This window comes from Actinoplanes lutulentus (assembly GCF_003259845.1).
Classification (GTDB): Bacteria; Actinomycetota; Actinomycetes; order Mycobacteriales; family Micromonosporaceae; genus Actinoplanes; species Actinoplanes lutulentus.
The window spans coordinates 278,655-292,544 of record NZ_QLMJ01000003.1 but is presented as its reverse complement, the minus strand read 5'-3'; the positions used below and the strand labels follow the sequence as shown (position 1 = coordinate 292,544).

Here is a 13,890-nt window from a genome sequence, read left to right as displayed (position 1 = left end):
GCTACGGCTCGTGTTCAGCGGTCGGGTCGTTCGGCGGCTGGGTGCGGCCTGCTTGGCGGGGGTGAGTGGATCACACCGGGAGCACCCCGACATGGTGGCGGTGTGTGCTGGGTGCTTGGGGTGTTTGGCGGCGGCTTTCGTCCGGATTTTGGGGAAATAGCTTGACATAGTGGTTGCGGAGTGTGAATCTAGAAACACGCAGCGTCATTGGTGATCGGGGGGTCCCACGGACGCGCGCGGTACCAAACCGGGGGGATGAACGGGGCGATGGGCTTAGGCCTGTCGCCCCGTTCGCTATGTCTGGAGACCTTTGCGGGATTGGGCGGGCGCGAAGCGGCCGTAAGGGCGCGCGGTGGCGGCGCGGCAGCCAGGATTAGTGGCAAGGGGCTTGCGCAGGGTCGTCACGGGCGGCGTGGCTGCGGTTGGGGCGCCCTTAGGTCGTACCAAAAAGGGGTTTTGATGTTGGCTGAGGGTGATTTCAAGGTCGCTGACCTCTCGCTCGCCGGGTTCGGGCGTAAGGAGATCGAGCTGGCGGAGCACGAGATGCCCGGTTTGATGGCGTTGCGGGCGGAGTTCGGGCCGAGTCAGCCGCTGCGGGGGGCGCGGATCACCGGGTCGCTGCACATGACGATCCAGACCGCGGTGCTGATCGAGACGCTGACCGTGCTCGGCGCGCAGGTGCGGTGGGCGTCGTGCAACATCTTCTCGACGCAGGATCACGCGGCTGCGGCGATCGTGGTGGGCCGGGAGGGTACGCCGGAGAAACCGCAGGGTGTGCCGGTCTACGCGTGGAAGGGCGAGACGCTCGAGGAGTACTGGTGGTGCACCGAGCAGGTGCTGCTCTGGCCGGACGGCGAGGCGCCCAACATGATCCTCGACGACGGTGGTGACGCGACGCTGCTGGTGCACAAGGGCGCCGAGTTCGAGAAAGCCGGCGTGGCGCCGCCGCCGGAGAGTGCGTCCTCGGAGGAGTACGCGGTGATCCTCGGCCTGCTCGCCCGCAGCCTGAAAGAGGACGGCAAACGCTGGACCCGGGTGGCGGCGGGGATCAAGGGTGTCACCGAGGAGACCACCACCGGGGTGCACCGGCTCTACGAGATGCAGCTGCACGGCACGCTGCTCTTCCCGGCGATCAACGTGAACGACTCGGTGACCAAGAGCAAGTTCGACAACAAGTACGGCTGCCGGCACTCGCTGATCGACGGCATCAACCGGGCCACCGACGTGCTGATCGGTGGCAAGGTAGCGGTCGTCTTCGGGTACGGCGACGTGGGCAAGGGCTGCGCCGAGTCGCTGCGCGGGCAGGGCGCCCGGGTGATCGTGACCGAGATCGACCCGATCTGCGCGCTCCAGGCCGCGATGGACGGCTATCAGGTGGCTCGCATTGAAGATGTCGTGAGTTATGGGGATATTTTCATCACCGCGACCGGCTGCTTCGATGTGATCACCCATGAGCACATGGCCCAGATGAAGCATCAGGCAATTGTCGGAAATATCGGTCATTTTGATAATGAAATTGATATGGCGGGCCTGGCTCGCCGTGACGATGTGACGCGAGTGACGATCAAGCCGCAGGTCGACGAGTGGCGGTTCGCCGACGGGCACTCGATCATCGTGCTCTCCGAGGGGCGTCTGCTGAACCTCGGCAACGCCACCGGGCACCCGTCGTTCGTCATGAGCAACAGCTTCTCGAACCAGACGATCGCTCAGATCGAGCTTTTCACGAAGACCGAGGAGTACCCCGTGGGGGTGTATGTGCTCCCCAAACAATTGGACGAAAAAGTCGCCCGATTGCACCTCGACGCCCTCGGCGTGAGGCTCACCGAGCTCTCCAAGGAACAGGCGGCGTACCTCGGCATCGCGGTCGGCGGACCGTTCAAGCCGGACCATTACCGCTACTAGACAGCTGTCTAGACATGCCGGAGCCCCCGCTCGCCCGCCGAGCGGGGGCTCGTTGTCTCCCCGGGGGTTGCCGCCACCGGGGGTCGGCTGTCTCCCACCATTACTTCACGCAGGCGGAGGCACTGCAAGCGCAATGCATCCTTTGCAAGTTGCAACGGCTCATCGATACGCCGATATGGTGGCTCCGTGGCTCGGCCGACATCGACAGCACGTCAGGAGCTCGGGGGCGAACTGCGCCGGCTCCGCGGTGAACGCCGCGCGGTCGACGTGGCGACCGCTCTGGGTTGGTCGGAGTCCAAACTGAGCCGGATCGAGACGGCGCACACCGGCATCACCGAGGCCGACCTCGACCGGCTCCTCACGCTGTACGGCGTCGCCGTCGAGGACCGCGGGCGGCTGCGTGATCTCGCCCGCCGCGGACGGGCGCGAGCCTGGTGGACACCGTACCGATCGTCGGTGCCGGATCCGTACGACGAGTACCTCGCCCTGGAGGGCGAAGCGGTGCTGATCACCGAGTGGGAGGCCCAGGTGGTGCCGGGCCTGCTGCAGACCGACGAGTACGCGCGGGCGGTGATCGAGACCGGCGCCGACATCGACGACATGGACATCATCGCGCGGCGTCTCGCCCTGCGGATGCGCCGTCAGGAGGTGCTGGCCCGGGACCCTCCGCCCAGCCTGCGGATCGTCATCGACGAGGGTGTCCTGCTGCGCGAGGTGGGTGGCCGGGAGGTGCAGCAGCGCCAGCTGAGCCGGCTCTACGAGGCGAGCAGCCGTCCTGAGGTGGAGCTCCAGATCCTCCCTTTCGAGGCCGGCGCGCACGCGGGTCTCGTCGAGTCTTTTCTGGTCATGGAGTTCGCGCCGGGCACGCGTAACCCGGTGGTGCACATCGAGGGACTGACGGGCGGCCTCTTCCGGGTGAAGCCCGAGGAGATCGACGTTTATCAAGACGCATTCGATGACCTGCAGGAACGCGCATTGTCGCTAGAAGAGAGCCGAACGGCCATCGCTGAGACGAGGGATCGATTGGCTCGGTGAGCCCTCGCCGTGGGGTCCAATGGAGAAGGTATTCCACGGAAGGAGATGATCATGCAGAACGCCACGCTCACCTGGCGTAAGAGCAGCCGTAGTGGCGCTGCTGGGCATTGCGTCGAGGTCGCCAACGTTCCGGCCGCAGTGCTGGTCCGTGACTCGAAGGACGTCACGGGTCCGGTGCTCACTTTCGGCGCGGGCGACTGGACCGGCTTCATCGCCGGTGTCCGAGCCGGAGAGTTCGACCGGCCCGGCATCTGATCGCAGATCGTGTGCCACGACGGGCGGTCCCGGGTCAGGGACCGCCCGTTTTCTATGCCTCCGTGCGGGGGTGCCGGAAAAGATCGGCCGTTCTCGGGGCAAGATCGACCCCCGGGTAGCGCGGACATCGGCAGGACAGTGCAATATTGGACCGCATGAGAGCCCGGGTACTGGTCGTCGACGACGACCCAGCGTTGGCCGAGATGCTCGGCATCGTCCTGCGCAGCGAAGGATTCCTGCCTTCCTTCGTCGCGGACGGTGAACGAGCTCTGGCGGCCTTCCGGGAAAGCCGTCCCGACATCGTCCTGCTGGACCTGATGCTTCCCGGCATGAGCGGCATCGACGTGGCGCGCGCCATCCGAGCCGAGTCGGGCATCCCGATCGTCATGCTCACGGCCAAGAGCGACACCGTCGACGTGGTGCTGGGCCTGGAGTCCGGCGCCGACGACTACGTGGTCAAGCCGTTCAAGCCCAAGGAGCTGGTGGCCCGGATGCGGGCCCGGCTGCGCCGGGGCGAGGACGCCGCGCCGGAGATGCTCACCATCGGCCCGCCCGGGAACCAGATCACCATCGACGTCCCGGCGCACACCGTGTCGCGCGACGGCGAGGAGGTGAAGCTGACCCCGCTGGAGTTCGACCTGCTGGTCGCGCTCGCCCGCAAGCCGCGCCAGGTCTTCACCCGCGAGGTGCTGCTCGAGCAGGTCTGGGGTTACCGGCACGCGGCCGACACCCGTCTGGTCAACGTGCACGTCCAGCGACTGCGGGCGAAAATAGAGCCGGACCCCGAGCGGCCGGAGATCATCCTCACGGTCCGTGGAGTCGGCTACAAGGCGGGCACCGGCTAGGTCGTCCGAGCGGTTAATGTTGCCGCGAGATGCGTGCTCCTTCCTGGCTCCCGATGCCCGTGCGCCGTGCCCTTCGAGTGGTGCGGCGCTACTGGCGCGTGGTCGCCCGGCACGGCAAGCAATACACGGCGCCGGCCCGGCGGGCCTGGCGTCGTTCGCTGCACCTGCGGGTCGTCACGCTCACCCTGGTCGGTTCCAGCCTGCTGGTCGGCACGTTCGGCTGGTTCATCGCCGCGCAGAGCGCCAACATCCTGCTCAGCCGCACCCAGGACGAGATCTCCTCGTCGATGAGCGGCAAGGTGGCGTACGCGTACAGCCAGCTCACCGTGCACCCGCAGGCCCGTGACCCGGAGCTGGCGAACACGATCAACGACACCGTCAACGAGCTCTTCGACGGCGATCAGGCCGAGGACGGCGGCTCGGTGATCTCGATCCGGGCCGAGCATTACCAGGACCTGCCCGCGGTCACCCTGCCGAACGTGGACACCCGCCAGCTGATCACTCCGGACATGATCCGGACGGTCGCCGAGCAGGGTCAGGTGGCGCAGCAGATCCGGACCGCCGACCTCAACGGCATCACGACGAAATATCTGGTCTACGGCTCCCCGGTGCCGACCAAATTCGGTCACCTCGAGCTCTACTACATGGTCCCGCTCACCACCGAGGACCGGGCCGCCAACCAGATACGGACGACCGTGCTGGTCACCGGCATCGCGCTGGTGATCCTGCTCGGGGTGGTGGCCGGCCTGGTCACCCGCATGGTGGTGACCCCGGTCCGGGTGGCCGCGCGGACCGCGCAGCGGCTCTCGGCCGGCCTGCTCGACCAGCGGATGAAGGTGGACGGCGAGGACGACCTGGCGCTGCTCGCCGCGGCGTTCAACCAGATGGCGGCGAACCTCCAGCGGCAGATCGTCCGGCTGGAGGAGATGTCCCGCCTCCAGCGCCGGTTCACCTCGGACGTCTCTCACGAACTTCGAACACCCCTCACTACGGTACGGATGGCAGCTGACCTGATCTTCTCGGAGCGCGAGGACTTCGAGCCCGCCGTGGCTCGCAGCGCCGAGCTGCTCCAGGCCGAGCTGGACCGGTTCGAAGGCCTGCTCACCGACCTGCTGGAGATCAGCCGGTTCGACGCCGGGTTCGCCGCGCTGGACGCCGAGCACTCCGACCTGGTCCCGATCGTGCGCCGGGTCACCGAGCGGCTCGCCGGCCTGGCCGAGCGGGCCGGCGTCGAGGTCGAGCTACGCCTGCCGGACACCCCGGTGATCGCCGAGGTCGACCCGCGCCGGGTCGAGCGGGTGCTGCGCAACCTGGTCGGCAACGCGATCGAGCACGCCGAGGCCAAACCGGTCGTGGTGACGATGACGACCGACGAGGCCGCCGTCGCGGTGACCGTGCGCGATTACGGGATCGGGCTGAAACCGGGGGAGGAGCGCCTGGTCTTCAACCGGTTCTGGCGTGCCGACCCGTCCCGTGCCCGGCAGACCGGCGGCACCGGCCTGGGCCTGTCGATCAGCGTCGAGGACGCCCGCCTGCACGGCGGCTGGCTCGAGGCGTGGGGATCGCCGGGCGAGGGCTCCCAGTTCCGCCTGACCCTGCCGGTGCGTGCCGGTGACCGGCTGGTCGCGGCGCCGCTCCCGCTCATTCCCCGTGATCGTCCGGCGGAGGTCAGCAGCTGATGCGCCGTTCCCTTCCCTGTCTCGTGGTGGTCTCCCTGCTGGTGCTGAGCGGCTGTGGCATCCCGGACGAGTCCGGGGTCACCGTGGTCGGCCCCGGCCCGTCGACCGGCATCACGTCGGGCAGCGACGCCACGCCGGACCAGGCCACCCGGACGACGACCAGCGACCGGACCGAGTTCGTCGACAACTACCTGGCCGCGGCAGCCGGCGATTACGACGGCGCGATCGACCGGGTCAAGGAGTTCATGTCACCGCGGGCGGGCGCCGACTTCAAGCCGGTGACCATCCCGCGGGTGATCCGGCTGGTCGGTAATCCGCTGGTCTCGCCCGGAGACCCCGAGGTCAAGATCACGTACGAACTGGTCGGCACGCTCGGCAAGAACGGCCTGCTGGAGCCGCCGAAAGAGCCGGTCCGGGGCAAGTACGAGATCACCCTCGGCACCGCCGAGGACGGCATCTCGCTGTACGTACTGGAAGCGCCGCCGTTCCTGCTGATCACCGACACCGCGCTGGCGAGCCGGTACACGCAGCGGACCATCTACTTCTGGAACACCGAGCACACCGGCCTGATCCCGGACGTGCGGTACATGCTGCGCGACGTGCCGATCGAGCAGGTGCCGACCACCGTGATCGGCTGGCTCATCGAGGGCCCGGCGCCGTGGCTGAAAAGCGCCGTGGAGCTCCTGCCGGAGGGCACCGCGCTGCTCGGCAAGGTGCCAGCGATCGCCAACCAGACCCTGTCGATCAACCTGAGCGCGCAGGCGGTGCCGACCGAAGGCGCCCCGGAGGCGCTGGACCGGCTCCGCCGGCAGCTCCAGTGGTCGTTGCGGACGCTCCTGCCGGACAACCTGGCCCTCAAGATCGGCCACCAGGAGACCGAGAACTACTACGGCACCGGTTACGAGACCAGCAACGCCGCCTCCCGGCTGGAACGTCTTCCGCAACGGTTCGCGGTGTACGGCGGGAAGATCGTCCGGCTGTCCGAGTCACCGCGCGCGGTCGAGGCGATCCCGGCGGTCCCGCCGCAGGCGAACAAGGACGTCCGGACCGCGGCGCTGAGCTCCACGGCGACGAGCACCTACGCCGCCCTGGTCACCGGATCGGGCGGCAGCGAGGCGCTGCGCGTCGGCGTCACGCTGGACAGCAGCGGTCAGGACGCCACCCTGCGTGAGGTGAGCGGCCTGCCGTCCGGCCTCGGATACCCGGTCTGGGCGATGACCAGCGACGACCGCCCGGGGTCCTCGATCGGGCTGATCATCGGCAGCGGCGGGCTCTACAGCTTCCGCGCCGAGGGCGGCGCGGCCCGGCAGGTCCAGGTGTCCGGTGTGATCGGCAAGATCACCGCGATCACCGTGGCGCCGGACGGGCACCGGGTGGCGATCGTGGCCGGTGGCCGGCTCTACCGGGCGGTCCTCGCGGTCAGCGGCGACGGCGTGTCGCTCAGCGAGCCGGAGTTGCTGCGTCCCCCGCTGAACCCGGTCACCGCGGCCGACTTCAGCGGCGAGGGCTGGCTCACCGTCGCCGGCACCCGCGGTGGCGACGGGCGGGTCAGCGTGATGGATGTGACGATCGACGGCGCGCTCCAGGACCCGCGGCTGGCGGACCTCGGCGACGACACGGTGAACTACGTGACGGCGTACCCGGCGAACCCCACCAACCCGGTCAGCAACGAGCTGGGCAACGCCGACTACGTCTCGTACACGACGGCGGACGCGGCGTGGGACGCGCTTTCCACCCCGGTCCGGATCGACGCGGCCGACCTGGCTCAGCCGCCCGGCGATCAGCCGGCGAACACCGTGCCGGCAGCGCCCTTCTTCCTGAACTGAGATGTTCGCTCTTCTCGGTGATCTGGCCGCCGGGTGCGAGACCGAACGAGTGCGACTTCGGTACGGGACCTGCGCGGTCTGCGTGGCCGACCTGGAAGCCCTGGTACCGCATCCGGCGGCCCCCACGCCGCCACCACCGGGTTTTCCGGCCTGCGCGGCTGTCGGGCCCTATGCGGGGCCTTTACGGGGCGCTCTTCTCGCGTACAAGGAGAAGGGCCGGCACCGGCTCGCCCGGCCGCTCGGCACGCTCCTGGCCGGCGCGGTAGCGGCGCTTGCGCCGCGTGACCGCCCGGTGGTCCTCATCCCGGTCCCGTCCACGGCTGCCGCCCGCCGGCAGCGGCACGGCGACCACATGGCCCGGATGACCGGTCACGCGGTGCGGCGGCTGCGGGCGGCCGGCTGGACGGCCGGGATGGTTCAGCCGCTGCGAGCGCTGCCCCGCCCTGACTCCACGTCACTGGACGCTGCCGGACGGCACGCGGCAGCTGTCAATTCCCTGCGAATCAATCCTCGAATCAGCGTTCGTCGGCGTGGCGATCGGATGAGGGGGACCCTGGTGGTGACGGACGACATCGTCACCACCGGTGCCACTCTGGCGGCGGTGGTTCGCCGGCTTGAGGAGGCGGACATGCAGGTCACGGGTGCTGCGGTGCTGGCAGCGACACAACTGCGCAAAATCACTCCCCGCATTTGACTCCCATGCCGTCCCGGGGTGCCGATAGAGGCGAATGTCAGCCATCGGTTATCCCAAACGAGTGGTGACGGACAGGCAGCGGCAGGTTAGCGTCTAGGTGACGAGGGTTAGCGGAATCGTTACCCGCCACCGGAGCGCCGACGGGCCAGTTCCCCGCACCGGAAAGGAGTCGTCCCACCCACGTAGGCCGCGACGGTGGTAAGTCACGCGGCGTCTTTATGCAGGATGCGCCGTGGTTCGGCGCCCGCAAGCACAACGTTGGGGGAGGTCACGAGTGGACATTGTCGTCAAGGGCCGCAACGTAGAGGTTCCCGATCATTACCGAGAGCATGTCGCCGAGAAGCTGAGCAAGGTCGAGCGTTACGACCCGAAGCTGATGAGAGTCGACGTCGAGCTCTTCCACGAACGCAATCCGCGGCAGGCCGACACCTGCCAGCGAGTCGAGATCACCGTCATGACGCGCGGCCCGGTCGTTCGAGCCGAGGCCCAGGCGCAAGACTTCTACGCAGCTCTGGACTGCGCCATAAACAAACTCGACGGCCGGCTGAGGCGTTCCGCCGACCGCCGCCGAGTCCACCGAGGCCGGCACGCGCCGGTTTCCGTCGCGGCGGCCACCGCCAACCTCCCCACCGACGTTCACCCCGGCCGGACCGGCACCCTGGTCGCGGAGCCGGAGGTCGACACCGAGCTGAGCGAGCACGACGCGGACCAGCCATGGCGCATCGTCCGGGAGAAAGAGCATCCGGCTGAGCCGATGACCGTCGACGACGCCCTGTTCCAGATGGAGCTCGTCGGCCACGACTTCTACCTGTTCCAGGACAAGGACAGCGGCCGGCCCAGCGTCGTCTACCGCCGTCGCGGTTACGACTACGGCATTCTCAGCCTGGGCGCCTAGGTACTCGATCCGCCGCTGGAGGCCTGTGCGAGCAGGTCTCCAGCGAGAAGGACGTACTGCACGTCGTCGATCCGGGTGCCGTCCGGGCCGGGCAGCCGCGAGCTGAGGTACGCCTCCCGCCGGAAACCCGCTTTCTCCAGCACCCGCTGCGATCCGGTGTTGTCCGGGGCCGCCCCGGCGATCAGCCGCACGATGTCGGTCTCGGCGAACGCCCAGAGGGCGACGAGCTGTGCCGCGCGGGTCGTCAGGCCTCGCCCGCGATGACCGGGCAGCATGCTGTACCCGATCATCGCCTGCTGGGTCGGCGGCTCCTGGTAGTAGAGGTCGATCTCGCCGACCGGCTCACCGGTGGCCTCGTCCAGGATCACCAGATCGGCGCGCGTGCCGGCCAGCCACTGCGCGTCCGACCGGGAGCACCGCCGGAGCACCTCTTCCGGGGTCGGCGGCACCGGCGGGACGCTGGTGTTCACCACTTCCGGCAAATTGTGCAGCTCGGTGTAAAAACCGACATCCTGTACGCCCAGCGGTCGAAGCTTCACCACGCCGTCGCTGAGTTCCCCGCCGGGCAGATCGGGCAGCAGTCGCGGGGCGGGCTCCGCCGGATCGCCGGCCAGCCGCGACCAGACCTGCTGCTCACCGCCAGGTTCGCGGCGTACGCCCTCCCGGGTGTAACCGGCGGCCATCGCCACCCGCTGCGCCACCGGGTTGTCCCAGCCGATCAGCAGTTCGAGGCGGCCCTCGGAGCCGCGCTCGCCGAGCGCTCGCAGGGCCGCGGTCGCGACGCCGCGGCGCCGGGCGCCGGGTGCGACCCAGAAGGTGAGCTCGGGTGTGACGGTGATGACACCGAGGAAATCGCCGTCCGGACCCTCGATCACCAGCTTTTCCTCGCCGTTCCCGGCGCCGGCGAACCGGTTTGTGCCCAGGAAGCGCTGGAACGCAGGGTCTGTCTCGCCCTCGGTTATCGCCGGGGCGTCGTCCGGCCGGAGCTCACGCAGCAGCACCCTGATCTTTTGATCCACTCGGTCATCCTCGCCGTGACGCGCCCGGGACGCCAAACTGGTTTGAAATGACGCTGTCAGCGAACTTACTGACACCTTTCGCCCTGTTTGCCAGTTTCACTGGAGGCTCGGGTCACAGGTCCCGGGCGAAGGTGCCTACGATGGTTCGGCAGACTGTCTAGGGGAGCGCTGACCCGTGTCGATATTGGAAAAGATTCTTCGCGCCGGCGAAGGCCGCATGGTGCGACGGCTCAAAGCGATCGCGGACGCGGTCAACTCGATCGAGGACGACTATGTCGACCTCACCGACGACGAGCTGCGCGAGTGCACCCAGCAGTTCAAGGAGCGTTATGAGGAGGGCGAGGCACTCGACTCGCTGCTCCCCGAGGCCTTCGCGGTCGCTCGTGAGGGTGCCAAGCGAGTGCTCGGCCAGAGGGCGTACGACGTCCAGCTGATGGGTGGCGCCGCGCTGCACTTCGGCAACATCCCGGAGATGAAGACCGGTGAGGGCAAGACCCTGACCGGTGTGTTCCCCGCCTACCTCAACGCGTTGAGCGGCAAGGGCGTGCACATCATCACGGTGAACGACTACCTCGCTCAGCGTGACGCCGAGTGGGTCGGCCGGGTGCACGTCTTCCTCGGCCTGACCGTCGGCGTGATCCTGCCGAACAGGCCGTCGATCGAGCACCGCGCGGCGTACCAGTGCGACATCACGTACGGGACGAACAACGAGTTCGGCTTCGACTACCTGCGCGACAACATGGCGTGGTCGAAAGCTGAGCTGGTGCAGCGTGGGCACAACTTCGCGATCGTCGACGAGGTGGACTCGATCCTCATCGACGAGGCGCGGACCCCGCTGATCATCTCCGGCCCGGCCGAGCACTCCGCCCGGTGGTACGGCGAGTTCTCCCAGATCGTCAACCGGCTCAAGGCCGGCAAGGACGGCGAGGGCGACTACGAGGTCGACGTGTCCAAGCGCACCGTCGCGATCACCGAGCGTGGTGTGGCGAAGGTTGAGGACCGCCTGGGCATCGACAATCTGTACGAGTCGGTGAACACCCCTCTGGTCGGTTACCTGAACAACGCCATCAAGGCCAAGGAGCTCTACAAGAAGGACAAGGACTACATCGTCAGTCCTGAGGACGAGGTCCTGATCGTCGACGAGTTCACCGGCCGCATCCTGCACGGCCGGCGGTACAACGAGGGCATGCACCAGGCCATCGAGGCGAAAGAGGGGGTGGAGGTCAAGCAGGAGAACCAGACCCTGGCGACCATCACCCTGCAGAACTACTTCCGTCTGTACGAGAAGCTCGGCGGCATGACCGGTACGGCGCAGACCGAGGCCGGCGAGTTCAACAGCGTCTACAAGGTCGGCGTCGTGAGCATCCCGACGCACCGTCCGATGGTCCGCATCGACCACCCGGACGTGATCTACAAGACCGAGAAGGCCAAGTTCGAAGCGGTCATCGAGGACATCGCCGAGCGCCACGTCACCGGCCAGCCGGTGCTGGTCGGCACGGTCTCGGTGGAGAACTCGGAGATCCTGTCGACGCTGCTGCGCCGCCGGGGCATCCCGCACAGCGTGCTGAACGCGAAGTTCCACGCGCAGGAAGCCACGATCATCGCGCAGGCCGGCCGCAAGGGCGGCGTCACCGTCGCCACCAACATGGCCGGCCGTGGCACCGACATCCTGCTCGGTGGCAACCCGGACTTCCTCGCCGCCCAGGAGCTCACCCAGCGCGGGCTCGACCCGGTGGAGAACCCCGAGGAGTACGCGAAAGCGCTCGAAGAGGTGCTCCCGACCGTCAAGCAGGCATGCGAGACGGAGCAGTCCGAGGTTCAGGCCGCGGGCGGGCTCTACGTGCTCGGCACCGAGCGCCACGACTCCCGCCGCATCGACAACCAGCTGCGTGGTCGTTCCGGCCGTCAGGGTGACCCGGGTGAGTCCCGGTTCTACCTGTCGCTGCAGGACGACCTGATGAAGCGGTTCCGGGCCGGTGCGGTCGAAGCGGTGATGGAGCGGTTCAACATCCCGGACGACGTGCCGATCGAGTCCAAGATGGTGACCCGCCAGATCCGCGGCGCGCAGACCCAGATCGAGGGTCAGAACGCCGAGATCCGGAAAAACGTCCTCAAGTACGACGAGGTGCTCAACAAGCAGCGCCAGGTCGTTTACGCCGAGCGCCGCCGGGTGCTCGATGGCGAGGACATGCACGACCAGGTCACGCACATGATCGACGACGTGATCGCGGACATCGTCTCGGCGGCCACCGCCGACGGTTTCGCCGAGGACTGGGACCTCGAACAGCTCTTCACCGACCTGAAGCGCCTCTACCCGATGACCATCACCATCGAGGACATCGTCGAGGAGTCCGGCGGCGAGCGGAACACGGTCGACCAGGAGTTCCTCGCCGAGCAGCTCAAGCAGGACGCCCAGGCGGCGTACCGGGCCCGCGAGGAAGAGCTGGGCGAGGAGGGTCTGCGCGAGCTGGAGCGTCAGGTGCTGCTCGCGGTCATCGACCGCAAGTGGCGTGAGCACCTCTACGAGATGGACTATCTCCAGGAGGGCATCAGCCTGCGGGCCTACGCGCAGCGCGACCCGGTGGTCGAGTACCAGCGCGAGGGCTTCGACATGTTCAACCAGATGATGGAGGGCATCAAGGAGGAAGCCGTCGGCTTCGTCTTCAACCTCGAAGCTCAGGTCGAGGAACAGCCCACCATCACGGTCGACCCGTCCCAGGCGTTCGAGCTGCCCAAGGTCGGCGGCGACGATGACGACCTGGATGACGGCGACGAGCCGGAGCGGGTCGAGGTGCGTGCGAAGGGCCTCGGCGGTCCCGGCCGTCAGCAGAACCTTCAGTACACAGCTCCGGCGATCGACGGTGAGGCCGGCACCGGTCGCCCGGTGATCCAGCAGCAGCCGCAGGGCCAGGTCAACATCGGCCCCGGTGGCACGCCTGTTCCGGCGAACCCGGCACACACCGGCGCCCGGACCGCGGCGAACCGCGTGGCCGGCCAGGAGTCGAACGGCCCGTCGCGTAACGCGCCGTGTTACTGCGGCTCGGGCAAGAAGTACAAGCGCTGCCACGGCGCGCCCGGCACCGCCTGACAGTCTCGTTTCGAAACGGCCCGCGGCATCCGCTGCGGGCCGTTTCGTTTGCCCCCAGGGGCACTGCCCGGGACGCCCACCGCCCGTGATGCTCGCCGGACGCCCCGGGGGCTCAGATCAGGCACAGGGTCGTCGCCACCCAGCTCTGTTCATGGAGCTCCATCCGCAGGGCCAAGGCCCAGGTCCGGTCGCCGGTCACCAGCACGATCGCGGCCTCGATGGCGCCGGCCCGTGGCTCACAGAGCTGCACGCGCAGCACGATCACCGGATCCGGGCGCCGCATCCCCTTGGCTTTGCCGCCTTTGGCTTTGCGGAGCCGGCCGACCCACTGCGCGCCGGCCAGGCCTGAGTCGACCACCTCCGCCGCGGTGGCCGGCAGGCTGAGCCGGCGCAGGTGCCCGGCCGGGCGGAATCCGTTGAGGACCTCCACGCAGAGGTGCACGAAACGTCGGACGGCCAGCCGCGCGTCGCCGGAGGCGCCGGGTGGCGGTGGTGGCCGCGGAACGCCGGCCGGTGCCGGTGGCGGGGCCGGGACGGTCCAGTCCAGCGCCAGCTGCTGCCGTGGCGGGCTCCAGACCTGTGGGGCGAGCTCGTCGTCGAACGGTGGATCGTGCCGAGGCGCGGGGCGCAGGTGGATCGTCGACCGCATGAA

General features: G+C 68.3%; 11 protein-coding genes. 9 read left to right on the top strand and 2 right to left on the bottom strand.

All coding sequences use genetic code 11. The features are described 5' to 3' along the window. Window positions 1–459: 459 nt before the first annotated feature. The 8 genes from ahcY to hpf all read left to right on the top strand — a co-directional run bounded on the left by ahcY (window position 460) and on the right by hpf (window position 9,131). Window positions 460–1,902, top strand: a complete 1,443-nt coding sequence (ahcY, locus tag B0I29_RS08310) for an adenosylhomocysteinase (protein WP_111648305.1) — start codon at window positions 460–462, stop codon at window positions 1,900–1,902. Window positions 1,903–2,088: 186 nt separating this feature from the next. After that, window positions 2,089–2,937 (top strand): helix-turn-helix domain-containing protein, encoded by an 849-nt coding sequence (locus B0I29_RS08305; protein WP_111648304.1) that lies wholly within the window; start codon window positions 2,089–2,091, stop codon window positions 2,935–2,937. A 51-nt stretch (window positions 2,938–2,988) separates the two neighbouring features. Beyond that, on the top strand, window positions 2,989–3,192 hold the full coding sequence (locus tag B0I29_RS08300) for a DUF397 domain-containing protein (RefSeq protein ID WP_111648666.1): 204 nt from the start codon (window positions 2,989–2,991) through the stop codon (window positions 3,190–3,192). A gap of 155 nt (window positions 3,193–3,347) precedes the next feature. Continuing rightward, window positions 3,348–4,037 (top strand): MtrAB system response regulator MtrA, encoded by a 690-nt coding sequence (gene mtrA / locus B0I29_RS08295; protein ID WP_089293161.1) that lies wholly within the window; start codon window positions 3,348–3,350, stop codon window positions 4,035–4,037. Window positions 4,038–4,090: 53 nt separating this feature from the next. Next, window positions 4,091–5,716, top strand: a complete 1,626-nt coding sequence (gene mtrB, locus B0I29_RS08290; RefSeq protein ID WP_111648303.1) for an MtrAB system histidine kinase MtrB — start codon at window positions 4,091–4,093, stop codon at window positions 5,714–5,716. Next, complete coding sequence (locus tag B0I29_RS08285) at window positions 5,716–7,542, top strand: LpqB family beta-propeller domain-containing protein (RefSeq protein ID WP_111648302.1); 1,827 nt, start codon at window positions 5,716–5,718, stop codon at window positions 7,540–7,542. The genes mtrB and B0I29_RS08285 overlap by 1 nt, the downstream gene beginning before the upstream one ends. Before the next feature lies 1 nt (window position 7,543). Beyond that, window positions 7,544–8,236 (top strand): ComF family protein, encoded by a 693-nt coding sequence (locus B0I29_RS08280; protein WP_111648301.1) that lies wholly within the window; start codon window positions 7,544–7,546, stop codon window positions 8,234–8,236. A gap of 274 nt (window positions 8,237–8,510) precedes the next feature. Beyond that, a complete protein-coding gene (hpf, locus tag B0I29_RS08275) occupies window positions 8,511–9,131 on the top strand; it encodes a ribosome hibernation-promoting factor, HPF/YfiA family (RefSeq protein WP_111648300.1) in 621 nt (206 codons plus the stop codon). Here hpf and B0I29_RS08270 read toward each other — a convergent pair. Beyond that, window positions 9,128–10,150 carry a GNAT family N-acetyltransferase gene (locus B0I29_RS08270; protein ID WP_111648299.1) on the bottom strand — a complete coding sequence of 341 codons (1,023 nt, stop codon included), beginning with the start codon at window positions 10,148–10,150 and terminating at the stop codon, window positions 9,128–9,130. The genes hpf and B0I29_RS08270 overlap by 4 nt on opposite strands. Before the next feature lie 175 nt (window positions 10,151–10,325). Between B0I29_RS08270 and secA the strand changes: the two genes are divergently transcribed. Beyond that, the gene (gene secA / locus B0I29_RS08265) at window positions 10,326–13,238 is read left to right on the top strand and encodes a preprotein translocase subunit SecA (RefSeq protein ID WP_111648298.1); all 2,913 of its coding nucleotides are present in this window, start codon (window positions 10,326–10,328) and stop codon (window positions 13,236–13,238) included. Between the two features lie 112 nt (window positions 13,239–13,350). On the opposite strand, the gene B0I29_RS08260 is transcribed toward secA, so the two are convergent. After that, window positions 13,351–13,887 carry an Rv3235 family protein gene (locus tag B0I29_RS08260; protein WP_111648297.1) on the bottom strand — a complete coding sequence of 179 codons (537 nt, stop codon included), beginning with the start codon at window positions 13,885–13,887 and terminating at the stop codon, window positions 13,351–13,353. Between the last annotated feature and the right edge of the window lie 3 nt (window positions 13,888–13,890).

What these genes read in the sequence shown, in the direction of transcription:
- B0I29_RS08300 (WP_111648666.1), top strand. Translation starts at nt 2,989, where the DNA reads ATGCAGAACGCCACGCTCACCTGGCGTAAGAGCAGCCGTAGTGGCGCT.
- B0I29_RS08260 (WP_111648297.1), bottom strand. Translation starts at nt 13,887, where the DNA reads ATGCGGTCGACGATCCACCTGCGCCCCGCGCCTCGGCACGATCCACCG.
- ahcY (WP_111648305.1), top strand. Translation starts at nt 460, where the DNA reads ATGTTGGCTGAGGGTGATTTCAAGGTCGCTGACCTCTCGCTCGCCGGG.
- B0I29_RS08285 (WP_111648302.1), top strand. Translation starts at nt 5,716, where the DNA reads ATGCGCCGTTCCCTTCCCTGTCTCGTGGTGGTCTCCCTGCTGGTGCTG.
- mtrB (WP_111648303.1), top strand. Translation starts at nt 4,091, where the DNA reads ATGCCCGTGCGCCGTGCCCTTCGAGTGGTGCGGCGCTACTGGCGCGTG.
- mtrA (WP_089293161.1), top strand. Translation starts at nt 3,348, where the DNA reads ATGAGAGCCCGGGTACTGGTCGTCGACGACGACCCAGCGTTGGCCGAG.
- B0I29_RS08280 (WP_111648301.1), top strand. Translation starts at nt 7,544, where the DNA reads ATGTTCGCTCTTCTCGGTGATCTGGCCGCCGGGTGCGAGACCGAACGA.